Below are 20,257 nucleotides of genomic sequence, written 5' to 3' on the forward strand. Positions count from 1 at the left end.
TGCCATAATATGTCAATGTATTTATAATTAATTATCACTGAAGTGATGAAGTAAAGGTTAAATATTTAATTTACCCTTGAACTATTTAACAATAGCCCATATCTAAAAAATAGAATTGGCATACTTAGAGGAAATATTATGCAATCAAATACTAGTATAAATGCTAGTCGAAGTTCAGCGGTTGAAATTAATAAGGTATTGAAAAATACCTATATGTTACTTTCGATGACTTTGGCGTTTAGTGCCGTAACTGCTGCTATTTCTATGGCAATGGGCCTACCTCAAATGGCGGCCCTAATAATGATCTTAGTTTCATTTGGTTTATTATTTGTTGTTAATAAAAACGCCGATAAAGCGAGTGGCATTTTTTGGATTTTTGCTTTTACAGGTTTAATGGGTGCATCATTAGGTCCAATGCTTAACTATTATGCAGCAATGCCTAACGGCGCTTCATTAATTATGCAAGCATTAGGTGGCACAGCATTAATTTTCTTTGCACTTTCTGGCTACGCGTTAACTAGCAAAAAAGACTTCTCGTTTATGGGTGGCTTTTTAATGGTTGGTTTAATCGTTGCAGTTATTGCCATGGTAGCAAATATATTTTTCCAAATTCCTGCGCTGTCGTTAGCTATTAGTGCTGCAATTATTATGATCATGTCTGGTTTGATCTTATATGATACAAGCCGCATTATTCACGGTGGTGAAACAAACTACATTCGTGCAACTGTTTCGCTATACTTGAATATTTATAATATTTTCGTACACTTATTAAGCCTATTAGGGGTTTTAGGTAGCGATGACTAATTAGCAGTTAAAAATCATTAACTATGATTAATAATTGTTTATACTCTACGTATAAATAAAAAAGCCTCTATATTGAGGCTTTTTTATTAGCTGTATTTAAATAACGTTAATTAAGGCGAAAAGCAGAACATGCAGAATAAGTTAGCTTTAGTGGTGACTACCCCGCCCAACAGTAATTTAACAACAACGGCAATTAATCTTGTCAAAGCGGCGTTTGATAGTGGTGTAAGTATCATTGGGGTATTTTTCTATCAAGACGGTGTGTTAAATGCCGCTAAATATTTATCCATACCCAGTGATGAATTTCAAACACTAGCACAATGGCAACAACTTAATAGCGAATACAATGTGCCCTTATATTTATGTATTAGTGCCGCAGAAAAACGTGGTTTAAGTGACGAGCTAAATAACCATGAAAGCTCAAATATAGACTCAGCATTTACAGTTTCGGGTTTAGGTGAGTTAGTTGAGTTGACCAGTAAAGCCGAACGTGTGGTGCAATTATAATGTCAGAAAATAGACCACATGATAAAACTATCGCCATTATAAATACCCAAGCGCCTTTTTCGAATGCCGCCGGTAAAGAGGCACTAGACGCCGCATTGATATTTGGCTCATACGAGCAAGCCACGTCGCTGTTCTTTTTAGGTGATGGGGTATTTCAGGTGATCGGAGATCAGAATGCCTCAGCCATCGATATTAAAGACTACCTTAAAACATTTTTAGCACTTGAATTTTACGATATTGAAAATATTTATGTTTGCCAACAGTCATTAACGGAGCGCAACTTAAGCGCACATTTTCATATTAACAATATACAAGTATTATCAAACCAAGAATTTAGTCAACGCTTACACCAGCACAACGTGATTTACAGGTTTTAACATGGCTATGCTACACCTTATTAGAAACTCAGGCTTTAATAGCAATGCATTAACACAATGCCTTGAGATGATTTTGCCACAAGACAGTATATTATTAATCGATGACGGTTGTTATAATTTCAATCATACCCTATTGCTTAGAACACTAACCGAGCAGCAAGACATAACGCTTTACTTTATAAGCCAACACGCTGACGCTCGCGCACAATGCCCTAATAATAGCTTATTTATACCAATCACCTTAGCCGAAGTAGTAGCACTACTTTTTAAACACGACAATTCAATTACCTGGTCATGAGAATAATATATAACAACAAAAGCTTAGCCACCGATAAACAAGGCTATTTGCTCGATTTTAAACAATGGAACGAAAATGTTGCCATATTACTGGCAAAAAATGATGATATTGAGCTATTAGAAGCCCATTGGGAAGTTATTCGCTTTGTTAGGCAGTTTTATCTAACTTACAATACTTCACCTGCCATTCGCGCTCTAACCAAAGCGATGAAAGCAGAGTTTGGTGAAGAGAAGGCCAACAGTCGTTATTTATATCGCTTGTTTAAAGAAGGGCCTGCTAAACAAGCCACTAAGTATGCAGGCTTGCCAAAACCGGCTAGGTGCATTTAACTTGGCTTATCTAGCCAATGAGCTTAAAACGCTGAGATAATTAATTATCTACCTGATTTTAATTGTTAAAATTAAAATCCATAATGTTAAAAAATTTATAAGCAGCTAACTATTTATCAAATTTTATGCCTTGTATTTAGCCATTCTTCCTCATAAAAAAGTAAAACACTTAATTAAACAGGTGTTAAGCCAAGGAGAGTCTTGATATTTATTGGCAAAAAAAAGCGCTTACCTACAAGGTAAACGCTGATTAGAATAAACTAACTTTACATTTTGTTATCTATCATTCGTTATGTGAAGGGTAATGTGGGTACATCAATACCTGACATTGCTAACATCACACGCACTACCTGACAGCTATAACCAAACTCATTGTCATACCATACGTATAGTACAGCGCGATCACCATCAACAATCGTTGCTTGAGAATCAACAACACCAGCGTAACGTGAACCGACTAAATCAGTGGATACAATTTCAGTCGAAGCGGTGTAATCAACTTGATTTTGTAATTTAGAGTTTAAAGAGATGTTACGTAAATAATCGTTTAATTGCGCTTTACTGGTCTCTTTTTTCAAGTTCAAGTTCATAATAGCCATTGAAACATTCGGCGTAGGAACGCGAATCGCATTACCCGTTAACAAACCTTTTAATTCAGGTAATGCTTTTGCTACCGCTTTAGCTGCACCCGTAGTACTGATCACCATATTCAATGGCGCACTACGGCCACGACGCGGCGCTGGATGGTAATTATCAATTAAGTTCTGATCATTAGTATATGAATGTACAGTCTCAACATGACCATTGCGAATACCAAACTCATCATTGAGTGCTTTAAGTACCGGCGTAATCGCGTTGGTTGTACAACTTGCTGCAGAAATCATGGTGTCTTCTGCTAAAATCATATCTTCGTTTACACCGTATACGATGTTTTTAATCTCACCTTTAGCCGGTGCGGTTAGTAAAACTTTAGCAACACCTTTTGATTGTAAATGTTGTCCTAAGCCCTCTTCATCACTCCAAATCCCAGTATTATCAACCACTAAAGCGTTATTGATACCATAAGCAGTGTAATCAATTTCTGATGGTGCTTTAGCATAAATAATTTGAATAAAAGCACCGTTCGCTTTAATAACGTTATTTTCTTTATCAATGGTAATACTACCGTTAAAGGCACCGTGCACTGAATCACGACGCAGTAAGCTTGCACGTTTTTCTAAATCATCTTCTTTACCTGGGCGAATAACAATGGCGCGTAACTTAAGCTTAGCGTTGGGGCCAGCACGTTCAATTAATAAACGCGCTAACAAACGACCAATACGACCAAAACCGTAAAGTACAACGTCTTTAGATTCTTGTACGTCGGTATCTTTAGCGATGGAGGCTAATTCTTTTTCTAAAAATTGTTCAATTGACAAGCCATTCGCTTCACCTTTAAATAAATAACGGTAAGCTAATTTACCTACGTCCACACGCGCAGGTGCTAATGACATATTAGCTAAAGCTTGAATAAAGGGAGAACTTTCACGTAAACGCAATTTATTTTCTTCATGTAAAGCCACTGATTTGTGTGCTTTAATGATATCGATGGCAGAAGCATTGACTAATGTGCGACCGTAAATAGAAATTTCTATACCGTCGTTTCTAAATAATTGTCCGATAATCGGCTGCATGTTTTCAGCGAATGTTTGACGTTCCTGCCAACTAGCTAGATATTGTTCTTCAAGAAGAGAAGTCATTGCGTAAACCTTTTTATGTCAGTCAATTGAGTGATGGGTTATTATTAATGTAAAGAGGTAATTAGCAATAACTAATTACTGAATGCGGCGCATATTGTAATCCAACATGAATTATTTCGCCACCAGTTACAAATATTTTTCTGGGATAAATAGAGAAAATGATGAAATTTGATAAATTAATGATAATTTTACTTTTTTGCCCATTGATGGCCTGTGAAAACAGACCTAATTTTGCTGAGTTATGTGAACAACATACAAAAATTTGTCAAGAATTTCAAGAAGACACTTGGTGTAAACGAGAACGTGTCGCGGTTGGCTTTGCTAACTTAGCAGAAAAAAATGATGCTAACGATGGCAACAAATATCAGCAGTTAATTGCCTACGAAGGCTATGAGAAATGCATGCTTCATGCATCTAAAATTGAGCACATTAAGTTAAAGGTTAAGAAAACCATTCGCATTAATAATGTGGTTAAGGCGCAGGCTAAAATTAAAGCGATAGCATTTGCTACGCAAAGTTCTGAACACCCTGACCTGTTATTTTTCCATTGGTCGCGCTACTTAAATGAGCACTCACTAAATAAATTTATTGCCTTAGAAGGCAGTGAATTATTAGAGAAACCTAATCGACAAATCAACTTAGCCAGCTATTACGCGAAACATGATGCCACTAAAACCTTAAACCTGCTCTATCATGCACTAGAGCTTTACCCAAGCGATGCCACTATAGATACCGAGATATTTCAGTCTCTCGCCAGTATTTTTGCCCATAAAAAAGAGCATAAGCAAGCTTATATCTGGTCAAAAATATTATATTTATATAGTCCAAAAGACAGCACTATCAGCCATGAAACTTTAGTCAGTTACTTTAAAAACAATAACTTAAACACTGAGTTTTTAGACCAAGTAGCGAAAAAAACCTTAAATAACATTATTGATAATAAGTTTAAAGCGCCACATACCTAATTTGGCGATTACTGGCAAGCCTGTTTTTTGAATAAAGCGCTAGCCAAATTAACGATTACCCAAGTAGAGCTAGAGCCTACTCGGGTTGATACACGGCTATACTTAATTAATTTCCTGCATATTACGTGCTTCACTTGACCAATTAACGTGATACTTTTTGCCAGTGGCTTTATCGATACGTTCAAAAGTATGAGCGCCAAAGAAGTCACGCTGTGCTTGTAATAAATTGGCCGGCAGCACAGCACAACGTATAGAGTCATAATATGACAGTGCAGATGAAATTGCCCCGGTTGGAATCCCCATCAAGGCAGAATTTGACACTGACTTTCGCCAATTCAATTGATGTTGACTTAATTGCTCAGCAAAGAACTCATCTAAAAGTAGATTGTCTAAGTCAGGGTTTCGCTCAAATGCTTGCGTGATTGACTGTAAAAATGCCGCACGAATAATACAGCCCGCACGCCAAATTTTGGCAATACTAGCAAAGTTAAGTTGCCAATTATGCTCTTGCTCCGCAAGTTTCATTAATTGAAAACCTTGTGCATAGGCACATATTTTTGCGCTATATATAGCATCATGTAACTGTTCAATAAAGGCCTGTTTATCTTCACCAACAAGTATCACCACTTCTGGACCTGACAATATGCCTGAAGCTTTAACACGCAAATCTTTAAAAGATGAAATAGAACGAGCAAAAACCGCTTGAGTAATAGTTGGCGCAGGTGTGCCTAATTCTAAACTACTTACCGCAGTCCAAAGTCCAGTACCTTTTTGACCTGCTTTGTCTAAGATCAGATCAACTAACGGTGTTTTTTCTTCACCAACTCGATGACGTAAAACCTCGACCGATATTTCCATTAAATAACTTTCTAATGGGCCACCATTCCACATTTCAAAAATATCAGCAATTTCATCACTGCTTAATGCTAAGCCGTCACGTAGCATTTGATATGCTTCACATATAATTTGCATATCGGCATACTCAATGCCGTTATGGACCATTTTCACATAATGCCCAGCACCCGCTGGACCAATATAGGCAGCACAGGGTTCACCTTCAGTAACAACTTCACCTGGTTTAGTGCGTTCAATGGGTTTACCTGTTTTTGCATCAACCTTTGCAGCAATGGCTTGCCAAATAGGTTTTATTCTTGCCCATGCGTAGGGTGAACCACTGGGCATTAATGCCGGTCCAAAACGCGCACCCACTTCACCACCTGAAACAGCTGAAGAAAATAAAATAAAGTTATTTTTGTATTTTTTCTCGCGTGCAACGGTATCAACCCATAAGCTATTACCTGTATCAATAACAATATCATCAGGTTGAATACCGGCACCAATCAAGTTTTCACACACTTGATCAACCGGTGCGCCTGCTGGCACTGATAGTACGATAAGGTGTGGTGGCTTTAAGCGAGAAAGTAATTCTGTATAGGACGAACAACCAATAACACGTGCGGTTGATGAGCCACTTTCAGCCTTGTCTTGAGTAATGGCATCTTCAACTTTACTGATATCAAGATCGAAGGCGGCAATACTAAAACCGTTATCAGCCAAATTAAGCACTAAATTCTTGCCCATGACACCTAAACCAATAAAGCCGATATCGCATGCACTGTTGTTCTGTATCATAAAAAGTCCAAAAAAATTATAGATGGAGACATTATGCCATCATAGAAAAATAATAACCTTATGGAAGAGCCAATAAATAAGTATTTATAGCAAGGCTATGTTTAATAGCCGACATTTTAGTAACAATACGCAATAAAACAAGGTTTAAATCAACATTTATTGCTTTATATCGAGTTATAACTTGTAATCTTTATAAAATGGTGTAATTTTACTACATTAATTTTTAAAGTTTTATTTTAGGGTTTTATTATGACAATTAGAGTAGGGATCAACGGCTTTGGTCGTATCGGTCGATTCGTGTTTAGAGAAGCATTTGCCAGAGCAGATGTTGAAGTAGTCGCTATTAATGATTTAATTGATGTTGATTACATCGCTTATATGCTTAAGTATGACTCTACTCATGGCCGGTTTAACGGCACTGTTGATATTGTTGATGGACACTTAGTCGTTAATGGCAAAAATGTTCGTGTTAGCGCAGAACGCGACCCACTAAACCTAAAATGGAATGAAGCTGAGGTTGACGTTGTTGTTGAATCAACTGGTTTGTTTTTAACAGATGAATCAGCGCGTAAGCACATTGCAGCCGGCGCTAAAAAGGTGGTACTTTCTGCACCGTCAAAAGACGATACGCCAATGTTTGTTATGGGTGTTAACCATCTTGAATATGCTGGACAAGACATCGTTTCTAATGCGTCTTGTACCACAAACTGTTTAGCTCCTATCGCCAAAGTATTAAATGATAACTGGGGTATCAAAGATGGTTTAATGACCACAGTGCATGCAACCACAGCAACACAAAAAACAGTTGATAGCCCGTCAGCTAAAGATTGGCGCGGTGGTCGTGGTGCTGGACAAAACATTATTCCATCATCAACAGGCGCGGCGAAAGCTGTTGGTAAAGTTATCCCTGCATTGAATGGTAAATTAACGGGTATGGCATTTCGCGTACCAACACCTAATGTATCTGTAGTTGATTTAACTGTAAACTTAGAAAAGCCAGCCAGTTATCAAGAAATTTGTAGCGCAATGAAAGCAGCATCACAAGGTGAGCTAAAAGGTATTTTAGGCTACACTGAAGATGCGGTAGTGTCTAACGACTTTATTGGCGAAAGATGTACCTCAATATTTGATGCTACCGCAGGTATAGCGTTGACAGATACTTTTGTGAAAGTAGTTTCTTGGTATGATAATGAAATTGGTTATTCAAACAAAATTTTAGATTTAGCGACCTATATTTCAACACAATAAGTCCTTGTTTGCCCGCTAATAAACTAATAAAAAAGCCAGATTAATTCTGGCTTTTTTATTAGTTTTTTCCCCTCCTAAGCTCCTGACTTAAAAGTTACGAAAACTGACTTTATTACAAAAGATACTTGTTGGTTAATCTCATTTAGTGGCAATAATCATCATGGTTCATCGCTGAGCACTAGCTGGCTTAGTGTTATGTGGTGCGATTATTATCTTTAATATGTAATAAAACAACAAAAACGATCTCTTGTTGTTTTATCAGTTACAAACCAACTACAACAGTGAAGTCCAATATTGTTATTATTTTTGTTTGGTATTTTAAGTAAAAAAAAACCAGGCAATGCCTGGTTTTTACTGATAGATTAATTATCTTTTCAGCCCTTAGTTAGCACCAATAGCTCTTATTTTACGTGCGCTAGTGCTTGCTTTGCTAAACGCGTAATTTCTTGCCAATTACCTTGTTTAATAATTTCATCAGACACTAGCCAAGAGCCACCACAACATGAAACATTGGGTAAAGCTAAGTAGTCTCGAACATTATTTAAGTTAATACCACCGGTTGGACAAAATTTAATATCAGGAAATGGTCCACCAATTGACTGCAATGCCTTAACACCACCCGATGCTTCCGCAGGGAAGAACTTAAGATGATCATAACCACAGTCAATGCCATCCATTAATTCAGAAATAGAAGAAATACCTGGAATTAAAGCGATATTACCTTCTTTACCTGCTTGTAATAAACCTTTTGTTAGTCCGGGGCTGATGGCAAACTTTGCACCAGCTTCATATGACTTTTGTAATAGATCTCGATTAGTAACCGTGCCCGCACCAACAATGGCCTCAGGTAAGTGTTTAGCTATGATGCTGATCACTTCTAATGCCGCAGGTGTACGTAAGGTGACTTCTAGCACTTTTATGTCTGCTGCTAACAATGCTTCTGCAATAGGTAGCGCATCTTTAACATCTTTTATCACTAAAACCGGCACTATCGGGCCCATAGCAAAGAGATCTTTTGGCTGTATTTGCCAATTATTTGATAATGTCATAATTGCTCTTAATACCTTGTTATGTTATTTTTTTGGATGATGTCATTAGCTTTTTCTGACATCAATTGGTTAAGATACGCTGATGCACCAAGTAAACCAGGTTGTTTTTCAGTGACAACAAATGTTGGAATAGGTTGAGTAAAACTTGATAGACGCCCTTTCTGTTCAAATCGTTGCCTAAATTCACTGCTAGCAAAAAATTCGATAAAACGAGGAACAATGCCACCTGCAATATAAACACCACCATAGCTACCAAGGGTTAACGCTAGGTTACCAGCGAAACTTCCTAAAATCCGACAAAATTGCGCTAAGGTTTCTACGGCCAATGAACAACTGCCTGACAAGGCTTTTTCAGTGATTTCTTTTGCGGATAATTTTGTTATCTCACCATTTTTTTCAAAACTCAAGGCTTGGTATATTTGTTCAATACCTAGTCCTGACAATACCTGCTCATAGGAAACACGGGGATATTTTTTTGAAAGAAATTGTAAAATGGCAACTTCTTGTTGATCTACGGGAGCAAAGTCTACATGGCCACCCTCGCCACTTAAACTATGCCAACCAGAATCTATGGCGATTAAATTAGCTACACCTAAACCCGTACCAGCACCACAAATAGAAATGGGCTTGTTTGCTACAACATCACCAACACCTATTTGCACCTTTTGCGCAGCATCTAAGTGCGGAATTGCATGAGCTATCGCAGTAAAGTCGTTAATTAGCACCAACTCGTTAAACTGTAACTCTGCTTTTAGTTGTGTTTGTGAAAACTGCCAAGGTAGATTAGTCATAACAATAAGATCTTTATCTACTGGGCAAGCAATAGCTAAACAAGCATTAACTTTCTTACCCACTAATTGCTGTTTTGTAATAAAGTCGGTTAATACCTCAGCTAAACTGGTGTAATCGGCACAAGCATAAATGGTGATGTTAGCAATATGCCCTTGCGCGTCGACTAAGGCCACGCGCATATTGGTACCACCAATATCAGCAATAATATTTATTTCACTATCGGACATGATTATCGCTCGCCTTGAAAATCATCAGCAAACAGTGAACATGCACCGGTTTCAGCTGAGCTTAAGTTACGACGCATAAAGCCAAATAATTCACGCCCCATACCTTGATGATGACCATTAACTTCAAAAATAGCATTTTTACGTTTTGCAAGTTCAGCATCATCAACTAACAAAGTTAACTCGCCACTTTCGCCATCAAGTAAGATCATATCACCGGTTTTAATTTTTGAAATTAAGCCACCATCTAATGCCTCTGGACATAAATGAATAGCCGCCGGTACTTTACCTGAAGCACCAGACATTCTACCGTCGGTAACTAAAGCAACTTTGAAGCCTTTATCTTGTAAAACCCCCAATGGTGGCGTTAATTTATGTAGTTCAGGCATACCACGGGCTTTTGGCCCCTGAAAGCGAACAACAGCAATAAAGTCTTTTTCTAACTCACCCGCATCAAAGGCAATATCAAGTTCGTGTTGATCTTCAAAAACAACTGCAGGTGCTTTAATCACAAAGCTACCTTCGCGCAGTGATGAAGTTTTCAACACTGAAATACCTAAGTTACCTTTCATAACTTTTAAACCACCATGGCTACTAAAAGGTTTTTCAGCAGTGGCAATAATTTCGTCATCGCCTGAGCTAGTTGCGCCGTCGATCCAGACTAATTTTCCATCTTGCAATACAGGTCGTTGGGTATAACGAGTTAAGCCACGACCGCAGATGGTCTCAACGTCTTCATGAACCAAACCAGCATCAATAAGCTCTTTGAATAACAATGCCATGCCACCCGCTTCTTGAAATTGATTAATGTCAGCATGACCATTGGGATAAATGCGGGTTAATAGCGGCACCGCGTCAGATAAATCATTAAAGTCTTGGAAATTAATAATAATACCCGCTGCTTTGGCAAAGGCGATGATATGCATAGTTAAGTTCGTTGAACCACCGGTGGCTAACAAGGCAACAATAGCATTAACAATTGAACGCTCATCAACCATTTTACCTATTGGCATATAATTGCCCGATGGCTGAGTTAAACGCGTAACTTGGCGCGCTGCAGCTTTGGTCAATTCTTCACGTAATTGCGTATTGGGTGCAATAAACGAAGCGCCTGGTAGATGTAAACCCATCACTTCAACCACTAATTGGTTAGAGTTTGCCGTACCAAAAAATGTACAAGTACCAGCGGTGTGATAAGACGCAGATTCTGCTTCTAATAACTCTTCTTTACCCACTTCACCTTGAGCATATTGCTGACGAACACGCGCTTTGTCTTTATTTGGCAAACCAGAAGGCATTGGGCCTGCGGGTACAAAAACAGTAGGTAAATGACCAAAAGTCATACTAGCAATCAATAGTCCAGGCACTATTTTATCGCAAATACCCATCATCAGTGCGCCATCAAACATATTATGTGACAGCGCAACAGCAGTCGACATAGCAATAACGTCTCGGCTCATCAAACTTAAATCCATACCTGGCTGACCTTGTGTAACACCGTCACACATCGCAGGTACACCACCGGCAAATTGGGCTACGCCGCCGGTTTCTTTGACCGCGGCTTTAATAATGGCTGGGTAGGTTTCGTACGGTTGATGCGCTGAAAGCATATCGTTATAAGCAGATATAATAGCAATGTCTGAATGACTAAGACCACGTAATGTCGCTTTGTCATCGCTACCACAAGCAGCAAAACCATGAGCTAAGTTACCACAAGATAAACTAGCGCGATGTACAGTAGTTGATTTTTCACCCGCTATCTTTTCAAGGTAAGCCGCACGGCTTGCTTTACTTCGATCTATGATACGTTGTGTGATCTGTACAATACTTTTATTCATAACTGTTTTATTCATAATTACTTGGCCCAATAAATTTGTGTATTAATGTTTGGCGCTTGTAAGAAAGCTCTGATTGGCATTTCTTTACATACTTCTCCAGCAATAGCTTTAGCCAATACTTGTTTTTTACTGGTACCGCTAATGTGTAAAAAAGTATTTTTACTTTGTGCTAAAGCAGCAAAACTAAAACTGATTCGCTGATGTGGCGCCGTTTTTGGTGTTACTTTCAATAATGCTTGGCTATCCTTTGCCAAGCATTGCGTTATTTCATCACTGCAAGGAAATAACGAGGCAGTATGACCATCTTCACCCATACCTAAAATGAGTACATCTAATGGCAATAACTGCTGATTTGCTGCTAGGTTTAAATCAGTTAAGGTTTCATCGCTAAGGATTTCACCTTGTTTTAAATAGAAAAACTTAGCTTTTACCGCTTCATTTTGTATGAGGTATTCATGTACTAACTTAGTATTACTATCACTTGAGTCAATATCAACCCAGCGTTCATCCGCTAAGGTAATAGTTATAGCTTGCCACGCTAGCTTTTTCTTTGATAAGGCTTGAAAAAAACCTTTTGGTGTTGAGCCACCAGAGACCGCGATACTCGCTTTACCTTTACTTTCCAGCGCAGCCGTTAATAACGCGGCAACTTTATCTGCTAGTGCTTCGTCTAATAATTGACGTTCTTCGAATTCATTGATTTGGTACATTATTCTACCCACTGGCGATCATCGCGCGCGATTAAAGAAATTGATGAAACCGGTCCCCATGAACCCGCAGCATAAGGTTTAGGTGCTTCATTGTTTGCTTGCCATGCATCGATAATACTATCAGCCCATTGCCACGCCGCTTCAACTTCATCACGACGAACAAATAAAGATTGATCACCTTTAATAACTTCAAGCAATAAACGTTCATAGGCATCAACAACACGTTGGTTGTCGTAAGCTTTAGAAAAACTTAAATCAAGTTTGTTTTCGTGAATTTGCATTTGCGACGCGATACCCGGAATTTTATTCATCATTTCAAGTTCAACACCTTCGTCAGGTTGCAAACGAATGGTCAATTTATTTGACGGTAAATCGGCATAACTCTCACTGAAAATATTATGAGCTTGTTGTTTAAAATGGACCACAATTTCACTGTGTTTTTGCGGCATACGTTTACCTGTTCGCAAGTAAAAAGGTACGCCAGCCCAGCGCCAATTGTCTATTTCGGCTTTAATCGCAACAAAAGTTTCTGTTTTACTATTGGCTTTTGCACCCTCTTCGTTCAAATACCCAGGGACAGCTACACCATTTAAATAACCATCCGCATATTGGCCACGCACGGTTTTATCTTTAACATTTTGTCGAGTAATAGGTTTAAGCGCTTTGATCACTTTTAGCTTTTCATCACGGACACAGTCCGCACTTAATTCAGCTGGTGGTTCCATGGCAACTAACGACAGTACTTGCAATAAGTGGTTTTGCACCATATCTCGCATTTGCCCTGCTTCATCATAAAAACCCCAACGCCCTTCAATACCAACACTTTCTGCAACGGTAATTTGGACATGGTCAATACAGTTTCTATCCCAATTATTGGTAAAAAGGCTATTGGCAAAACGCAGCACTAATAAATTTAATACCGTTTCCTTACCTAAATAGTGGTCAATACGGTAAATTTGATTTTCATTGAAGTAACGAGAAACCTGATCATTAATCACTTTAGATGATTCTAAGCAATGGCCAATAGGTTTTTCCATCACAACTCTGTCTGCGTCATTGATTAACTTAGCCGTTTTTAAACCTTGACTAATATCACCATAAATAGCCGGCGGTGTAGAATAATAATAAACTCTCACACCTGATGCAGGTGATAAGCTTTCGGCTAATTGCTTGTATGATTTAAGATCTTTAAAATCAAGCTTTTGATAAACAAGCCTAGCTAAAAACTTGGTCAAGGCTGCGACATCTAATGCTTCAGGTATAAACTCATTTAAGCTTTCATCTATTTGTGTAGTAAATTGCTCAAGGGTTAGTTCATTTCGAGCAACAGCAATAATTCGGGTGTTATCACTCAACAGGCCGGCAAGTTCTAACTGATATAAAGAAGGTAAAAGTTTGCGACGAGATAAGTCTCCCAACGCACCAAAAATAACAATCTCGCTTGCTAAAGGGCAATCTATGTTTTTCATAGTGTGTATTCTCAATTATTTATTTTACTGTAACTAAACTACATATGAGGCTAATTTATCTGCTATGGCCTCGTCAGTAAAGCTCTTTTTTGTAATATTATTACATTTCATCCATTTCATTTAAAAACGGCTACTTCAAGACTACTTTAGTATGAAAATGGATTAAATGTTTGCAAAATTCAGCACTTTTGTTTTATATTAGTCGAAAATATGAAACAAATTTTCATATTTTCTGTTATCAAGACAGAAAATAAATTACAGTTACCCTTTATTTGCTCGGTAATTAACCAGTTAAGTAACATGCGAAGGCTTAAGCGTAATGAATATATTAGAAAAAATCGCCAACGAGTTAGAGACTTTCAGTAAATCTGAACGTAAAGTGGCAGAAGTTATATTATCATCACCTGAAACGGTTATACATGCCAGTATTGCTGCCTTGGCGAAACAAGCTAATATAAGTGAGCCCACGGTAAATCGCTTTTGTCGACGACTCGATACTAAAGGCTATCCAGACTTTAAACTGCATTTAGCGCAAAGTTTGGCTAATGGCACACCTTACGTCAATCGCCATGTTGATGAAAATGATTCGGCTGAAGAATATACTTCAAAAATTTTTGAATCTACCATGGCTAACCTAGAGTTAGCGCGTAAAAGTTTAGACAGTTCCACCATAAATCGCTCTGTTGACCTATTAACCCAAGCCAATAAAATTTCTTTTTTTGGTTTAGGTGCTTCTGCGGTCGTCGCGCATGACGCACAAAATAAGTTTTTTCGCTTTAATGTCCCTGTCGTCTATTTTGATGACATATTAATGCAACGTATGAGTGCTATAAATAGTTGCCAAGGTGATGTCGTTGTCGTGATATCACATACCGGCAGAACTAAGTCTTTGGTTGATGTGGCAAGTTTAGCACGTGAAAATGATGCTACTGTTATAGGAATAACAACAGCAGGATCACCATTAGCCAAAGAATGTAATATAGTGCTATCAGTTGAGGTCGCTGAAGATACTGACTTATATATGCCAATGGCATCACGTATTGCCCAGCTAACCTTAATTGATTGTTTGGCGACCGGTTTTACTTTGCGTCGCGGGACAAAATTTAGAGACAACTTGAAGAAAGTTAAAGACAGTTTACGTAGCTCACGCTTTGAACGTAAAGACTAATTAGTGGCTATTGACACATAGCCAATCGTTGATAAATACACAAAATATTATATAAATTTAAGGATTACCATGCCTAGAAGAACCAAAATTGTCGCGACCTTAGGTCCAGCAACTGACGATAGAGCCATATTGAAAGAAGTACTTGCTGCAGGTGTAAACGTTGTTAGATTGAATTTCTCTCACGGTATTGCACAAGATCACATCGACCGCGCAAATACAGTACGTGAATTATCGAAAGAGCTAGGAATTTATGTTGGTATATTAGGCGACTTACAGGGACCTAAAATTCGAGTTTCAACATTTAAAAATGGCCCTATACAACTAGTCATCGGTGAGAAATTCGAATTAGACGCCTCATTAGCGAAAGGCGAAGGTTGCCAAGAGAAAGTGGGTATTGATTACAAAAAACTTCCTCAAGATGTAGTGCCAGGTGATATTTTGTTACTCGACGATGGCCGTGTACAATTACGCGTGCTTGAAACCAAAGGAGAGTCAGTTTTTACTGAAGTTACTGTTGGTGGTCCATTATCAAACAACAAAGGCATTAACCGTCAAGGCGGTGGTCTTACTGCTCCTGCCCTTACTGATAAAGACAAAGAAGATATTAAACTAGCAGCAAAAATTAACGTTGATTTTCTTGCGGTATCTTTTCCACGTGACGCCGCTGATATGCGCGAAGCGCGTTTATTAGCACAAGAAGCCGGTTGTGACGCTCGTTTAGTGTCAAAAATTGAACGTGCTGAAGCGGTAAATGATGACAAAGTGTTAGACGGAATCATTCTAGCGTCTGATGTTGTTATGGTTGCCCGTGGTGATTTAGGTGTTGAAATTGGCGATGCGGCCTTAGTAGGTAAACAAAAACATATTATTCTCCGTAGTCGCCAGTTAAACCGCGTAGTTATCACGGCAACGCAAATGATGGAAACCATGATTGAGCAACCTATGCCTACACGTGCTGAAGTGATGGATGTTGCTAATGCCGTGCTTGATGGCACAGATGCAGTCATGCTTTCTGCTGAAACCGCTGCGGGTAAATACCCGATTGAAACGGTAAAAGCAATGGCGAGTGTTTGTATCGGCGCAGAGAAAGAAAGATCGGTAACTACCTCAAAGCATCGCGTGGAAACGACCTTTACTGAAGTGTCTGAAACCATCGCTATGTCGGCTATGTACGCGGCTAATCATTTAGTCGGTGTTAAAGCCATCATCGCATTAACTGAATCGGGTCATACTACAAAAATTATGTCACGAATTTCTTCTGGCTTACCGATTTATTCGTTATCACGCCATGCTAAAACCTTAACTAAAACAGCGATTTACCGTGGTGTTTATCCAGTTTCGTTTGACTCTACAGATGCTGACAATGCTGAAAAAATGGCAGAAGATGTATTGTCTACCGTGGTTAAAGGTTCTGAATTGGTTGTGGGCGATAAAGTGATCTTAACGCACGGCGATGTAATGGAAACTGTTGGGGCAACTAACACCTTAAAAGTGCTAACCTTAACTAAAAGCCACTTTGCTTAATATCGTTTTATAGCGTTTAACCTAGCTGACCGTGGTAAACGGTAGTTAACTAAAAATAGGTAGCTAAAAGCTACCTATTTTTTTTGTTTTTTATCGCGCTATTTGTATTTAGTATTTAAGCACCCAACGCATTAATCATCATTAATTAAATACTCTAAATCGCCAAGTATTTTATCAATTTTTTTATTGATGCGTTTACGCTGCTTATTAGTTGCCGTTGTCACCATATAAAGAAAAATGTTAGCGAACACCTGATTGTTATCGCTCGTAATGGTATTAAATTTTTCATCTCGTAAACTACGACCATTAACAAATAAACTGTAAAACTCCAATTTAAATTGATGGTCTGGTAAGTTGCCATTTAATAAGTCAGCAAACTGCTGGGTCCAACGTTGTCGGTAAAGCATACGCGGTTCAAATGAGCGCTGAAAGCCTTTGCCCAGCGACGTTACTTGCGATTTTTGCTCAGGGCTTAACTTACCAAACCAGTCTTTAAGTTGCTTCTTTTGCTGATCCGTGCGTTCTTCCAACCAGTCCTGCTCAGATAAAGCTTCATCATCATCAAGCCTTTCTTGATGAGCTTCTTGTAGTGCTTGTAACAACTGCTGTGTTTGCTCGGTTGACAAACTAACAACCAATGGCTGTAACTTAGGCTCTGTAGCGATTAAAAAGTTTTGCCAATGCTCAGTAAATTTTACAAAGTTAGCCGCGATGTCCTGCTCAGTTATTTGCTCGTTAATCGCCACTTTAAGGGCTTTAAGCTGCTGCACATAAGCGGGTAACTGTGTGGTGCGATGCCATAAATGCAACTGTTCAAACTCATCATCGAAGCGTTGCTGTTGTTGCTCAGTTAGCGTGACATAGTCATCAAGATACCAATGAGTCCACCAGTCTAAATGGTTATAAACAAAACGGAAACTACAGCCAGATAAGAACACAGCAATTAATAACCAAATTAGTATTAGTTTTATTTTCTTCATTTAATATTTCTCGTACAACTTACAGCAATTGAATTAAGCCCAGTTATTGACCTAGAATAAACTATGCGCGCCTTAATGAAAAACTATTTTACCTTAAGGTAAATCACTGCTAATTTGAAATACGTTCTTCGGACATTTAAAACGAGAAGAAAGCTATGCCGACTGATGACAAAAATAAGATCAAAACGGTTAAGAGAATCGCTGTTTTAACCAGCGGTGGTGACGCACCAGGTATGAATGCTGCTATTAGAGCTATTGTGATTTCCGCACAGCATTACCAAATAGCAGTGATTGGTTTTTGTGCCGGCTTTAACGGCTTGATTGACGATATGTCAATGCCACTTAGCGTTAAAGACGTCGCAAATATTATTCAAAAAGGTGGTACTATTTTAAAAAGTGCGCGCTGCCCCGCGATGAAAACACCATTAGGTATAGCGCAAGCAGCAAGCACTCTGTTAAAAGAAAAAATTGACGCCTTGATTGTTATTGGTGGTGATGGCTCATTTGCTGGCTTAATCGCCTTGCAGCAAGAGTGGTCTGGTCAAGTTATTGGTATTCCTGCCACCATTGATAACGATATTGACGGTAGCGACTTTACTATAGGTTTTTCAACCGCTATCAATACCGCTATAGAAGCAATAGATAAAATTCGCGATACGGCAGAAGCATTTGAGCGTATTTTTATTGTTGAATTAATGGGCCGTCATAGTGGTCATATTACTTTTAATGTTGGTATTGCTTGTGCTGCTGAACAAGTTATTTCATTTGAAAATTTTGCCCATAATAATCAAACAATGGGTGAGCAAGAAAAACTACTCACATTAGCGCAAGAAATAAAACTCGCTCAAGCCAATAGACATGCCAGCTATATTATTGTTATTGCTGAAAATGTATGGCAAGGAGGTGCCTCTGTGTTAGCTCGACAGCTACAAGACTTAGCACATATTGATTGCACTGCCTGTATTCTTGGCCATATTCAACGGGGTGGCTCACCGGTTGCCAAAGATCGAATTTTAGCAACCAAATTAGGGGTGGGTGCTGTACAAGCCATAATAGCTGGAAAATCAAATATCATGATTGCAGAGCAGAATAACACTGTTGCTGCGGTAGCCTTACAAACAGCCATTATGCACCAACAAGGGGTTAGTAAAAGTTTAATACAAGCACAGGAAAATATTTTAGCTTTAACTGCGCAACGTCTTTGTTAGGTTATTATTTTCTATTTATTTGCTCTTGTTAAATGACTAAAATTTGACTTAGCTTTCATTCTTTAAGCCTGTTTGCTGAAGTTATTTACTGAGCCAAATTTTTTTGAGTAAACTGACAGATTTTTCTTAACGGTCTTTAATGAGCAATCTTGCTTGTTGTTGATCAAAAAACTGTTTTAGAAAATCAATTAAAAGCCGCAATTTTTTTGACGTGGCAGCCCCAGGCGGAAATACCCCATAAACGTCAATGGCTTTAAGCTGGTAATCGTCTAATACCACTTGCAAACGCCCTGCTTTAATTTTTGGCCAAGCATCATAGGTTGGAATCCGCCCTAAACCATGGCCACCCAAAACAAAAGCAGTTCTTGCCGTAGCATTATTGGTGGTTATTGTGCCTTTTATATCAACGGTATGTGACCGACCTGACTTTTCTAGTGTTAACTTATTACTGGCCAGTTTATAAACAACCCAATTATGTTGGCTTAATTCACTTGGCTTATTGGGGCGACCATATTGCTCAAAGTAGCCTGGTGAGCCACAGAGGCAAGTTGCTAACACAGCAAGCTTTCGTGCTTGCAAGCCAGAATCTGCTAAAGGCGCTCCTCTAATAGCCAAATCAATCCCTTCTTTGACAATATTGACTACTTCATCTGTCAGCATGATGTCGAGTTCAATTTTCGGGTAAAGATGACGAAATTTATCTAATGCCGGCACAATCGTATGCAGGCCGACACTGACCGGACAGGTGATCTTAAGTAGGCCCTCAGGTTCATTTTTAACGTTTTCAATTTGTTGATTAGCGGCGCTAGCCTGCTGAGCAATAATACGACACCTTTGATAATAATCATTACCTGCTTGCGTTAAGGCAATAGAGCGCGTTGAACGATTCAAAAGCGTAATACCAAGCTGAGTCTCAAGTTTTTTAATATGGTAGCTCACTACCGCTCTAGAAAGTCCAATATGTTTTGCTGCCGCGCTAAAACTGCCTTGCTCGACCACATGCGAAAAAACCACCATACTTTTTAATTGCTCAAAAGAAATATCCACTTAGTCCCCTTATTAATAGTCACCTTTATTAAAAATTTACTCAGTAAATATTTTTCCCTGTACCCAATGGATAAAATAATTGACCAATCGTTAATAAAGATAACGAGTCAAAATCCAGCCATCCTATTGATAATTATATGGATATAAGCCAACATTACAATACAGGATAATATTATCAAGTAATACTTACCTATGTCATTGCACACCACCATAAAGTTGACTATGTTGAATTTGAGATGTGAAGCCGATCAATTAATTGATCGATTGCTACAACTTACACCCAACATATTGTATCAATAATTAAAACAATGTTGTCAACTTTATCTGCATTGTATTAAAAGCAGTTAAG

The 20,257-nt window shown here is 38.5% G+C and carries 19 protein-coding genes; 10 read left to right on the plus strand and 9 right to left on the minus strand.

Annotated elements, in window-relative coordinates; all coding sequences use genetic code 11:
* Positions 1–138: 138 nt before the first annotated feature.
* From H4J46_RS05495 to H4J46_RS05515, 5 genes are all read left to right on the plus strand, one after another.
* Positions 139–804: a Bax inhibitor-1/YccA family protein gene (locus H4J46_RS05495; RefSeq protein ID WP_182232541.1), complete on the plus strand. Its 666-nt coding sequence runs from the start codon at positions 139–141 to the stop codon at positions 802–804.
* Between the two features lie 129 nt (positions 805–933).
* Entirely contained in the window at positions 934–1,311 is a 378-nt protein-coding gene (gene tusD, locus H4J46_RS05500; RefSeq protein ID WP_182232542.1) for a sulfurtransferase complex subunit TusD, read from the plus strand.
* Positions 1,311–1,688, plus strand: a complete 378-nt coding sequence (gene tusC / locus H4J46_RS05505; protein ID WP_182232543.1) for a sulfurtransferase complex subunit TusC — start codon at positions 1,311–1,313, stop codon at positions 1,686–1,688. Before tusD ends, tusC begins: the two co-directional genes overlap by 1 nt.
* A 1-nt stretch (position 1,689) precedes the next feature.
* The gene (tusB, locus tag H4J46_RS05510; RefSeq protein WP_182232544.1) at positions 1,690–1,986 is read left to right on the plus strand and encodes a sulfurtransferase complex subunit TusB; all 297 of its coding nucleotides are present in this window, start codon (positions 1,690–1,692) and stop codon (positions 1,984–1,986) included.
* The gene (locus tag H4J46_RS05515) at positions 1,983–2,315 is read left to right on the plus strand and encodes a TusE/DsrC/DsvC family sulfur relay protein (protein ID WP_182232545.1); all 333 of its coding nucleotides are present in this window, start codon (positions 1,983–1,985) and stop codon (positions 2,313–2,315) included. The genes tusB and H4J46_RS05515 overlap by 4 nt, the downstream gene beginning before the upstream one ends.
* Before the next feature lie 290 nt (positions 2,316–2,605).
* Here H4J46_RS05515 and H4J46_RS05520 read toward each other — a convergent pair whose 3' ends face one another.
* Positions 2,606–4,054 (minus strand): glyceraldehyde-3-phosphate dehydrogenase, encoded by a 1,449-nt coding sequence (locus tag H4J46_RS05520; protein WP_182232546.1) that lies wholly within the window; start codon positions 4,052–4,054, stop codon positions 2,606–2,608.
* Positions 4,055–4,212: 158 nt separating this feature from the next.
* Here H4J46_RS05520 and H4J46_RS05525 point away from each other — a divergent pair, with 158 nt between their 5' ends.
* On the plus strand, positions 4,213–5,019 hold the full coding sequence (locus H4J46_RS05525; RefSeq protein WP_182232547.1) for a DUF2989 domain-containing protein: 807 nt from the start codon (positions 4,213–4,215) through the stop codon (positions 5,017–5,019).
* Between the two features lie 102 nt (positions 5,020–5,121).
* Here the strand turns inward: H4J46_RS05525 and gndA are convergent, their stop codons facing one another.
* Positions 5,122–6,651: an NADP-dependent phosphogluconate dehydrogenase gene (gene gndA, locus H4J46_RS05530; protein ID WP_182232548.1), complete on the minus strand. Its 1,530-nt coding sequence runs from the start codon at positions 6,649–6,651 to the stop codon at positions 5,122–5,124.
* A gap of 249 nt (positions 6,652–6,900) precedes the next feature.
* On the opposite strand from gndA, the gene gap reads away from it, so the two are divergent.
* The gene (gap, locus tag H4J46_RS05535; RefSeq protein WP_182232549.1) at positions 6,901–7,899 is read left to right on the plus strand and encodes a type I glyceraldehyde-3-phosphate dehydrogenase; all 999 of its coding nucleotides are present in this window, start codon (positions 6,901–6,903) and stop codon (positions 7,897–7,899) included.
* 401 nt (positions 7,900–8,300) lie between these two features.
* Here the strand turns inward: gap and H4J46_RS05540 are convergent, their stop codons facing one another.
* Genes H4J46_RS05540 through zwf form a run of 5 tightly spaced genes read right to left on the minus strand, consistent with a single transcriptional unit; the run spans position 8,301 to position 13,981 of the window.
* Positions 8,301–8,948 carry a bifunctional 4-hydroxy-2-oxoglutarate aldolase/2-dehydro-3-deoxy-phosphogluconate aldolase gene (locus tag H4J46_RS05540; protein WP_182232550.1) on the minus strand — a complete coding sequence of 216 codons (648 nt, stop codon included), beginning with the start codon at positions 8,946–8,948 and terminating at the stop codon, positions 8,301–8,303.
* Positions 8,949–8,956: 8 nt separating this feature from the next.
* A complete protein-coding gene (locus H4J46_RS05545; RefSeq protein ID WP_182232551.1) occupies positions 8,957–9,967 on the minus strand; it encodes a glucokinase in 1,011 nt (336 codons plus the stop codon).
* Positions 9,968–9,969: 2 nt separating this feature from the next.
* Positions 9,970–11,802: a phosphogluconate dehydratase gene (gene edd / locus H4J46_RS05550; RefSeq protein ID WP_182232701.1), complete on the minus strand. Its 1,833-nt coding sequence runs from the start codon at positions 11,800–11,802 to the stop codon at positions 9,970–9,972.
* A gap of 17 nt (positions 11,803–11,819) precedes the next feature.
* On the minus strand, positions 11,820–12,512 hold the full coding sequence (pgl, locus tag H4J46_RS05555; RefSeq protein WP_182232552.1) for a 6-phosphogluconolactonase: 693 nt from the start codon (positions 12,510–12,512) through the stop codon (positions 11,820–11,822).
* Positions 12,512–13,981, minus strand: a complete 1,470-nt coding sequence (zwf, locus tag H4J46_RS05560) for a glucose-6-phosphate dehydrogenase (RefSeq protein ID WP_182232553.1) — start codon at positions 13,979–13,981, stop codon at positions 12,512–12,514. The genes pgl and zwf overlap by 1 nt, the downstream gene beginning before the upstream one ends.
* 319 nt (positions 13,982–14,300) lie before the next feature.
* On the opposite strand from zwf, the gene H4J46_RS05565 reads away from it, so the two are divergent.
* Both H4J46_RS05565 and pyk read left to right on the plus strand, forming a co-directional pair.
* On the plus strand, positions 14,301–15,149 hold the full coding sequence (locus tag H4J46_RS05565) for a MurR/RpiR family transcriptional regulator (protein WP_182232554.1): 849 nt from the start codon (positions 14,301–14,303) through the stop codon (positions 15,147–15,149).
* Between the two features lie 69 nt (positions 15,150–15,218).
* On the plus strand, positions 15,219–16,673 hold the full coding sequence (gene pyk / locus H4J46_RS05570; RefSeq protein WP_182232555.1) for a pyruvate kinase: 1,455 nt from the start codon (positions 15,219–15,221) through the stop codon (positions 16,671–16,673).
* A gap of 131 nt (positions 16,674–16,804) precedes the next feature.
* Here pyk and H4J46_RS05575 read toward each other — a convergent pair whose 3' ends face one another.
* Positions 16,805–17,653: a DUF6279 family lipoprotein gene (locus H4J46_RS05575; RefSeq protein WP_182232556.1), complete on the minus strand. Its 849-nt coding sequence runs from the start codon at positions 17,651–17,653 to the stop codon at positions 16,805–16,807.
* Positions 17,654–17,808: 155 nt separating this feature from the next.
* Here H4J46_RS05575 and H4J46_RS05580 point away from each other — a divergent pair, with 155 nt between their 5' ends.
* On the plus strand, positions 17,809–18,861 hold the full coding sequence (locus H4J46_RS05580) for an ATP-dependent 6-phosphofructokinase (RefSeq protein WP_182232557.1): 1,053 nt from the start codon (positions 17,809–17,811) through the stop codon (positions 18,859–18,861).
* Positions 18,862–18,987: 126 nt separating this feature from the next.
* Here H4J46_RS05580 and H4J46_RS05585 read toward each other — a convergent pair whose 3' ends face one another.
* Complete coding sequence (locus H4J46_RS05585; RefSeq protein ID WP_182232558.1) at positions 18,988–19,908, minus strand: LysR family transcriptional regulator; 921 nt, start codon at positions 19,906–19,908, stop codon at positions 18,988–18,990.
* Positions 19,909–20,257: the final 349 nt, after the last annotated feature.

Origin of the sequence: Colwellia sp. MB02u-6 (genome assembly GCF_014077095.1) — a bacterium.
In the GTDB taxonomy this organism is placed as follows: Bacteria; Pseudomonadota; Gammaproteobacteria; order Enterobacterales; family Alteromonadaceae; genus Cognaticolwellia.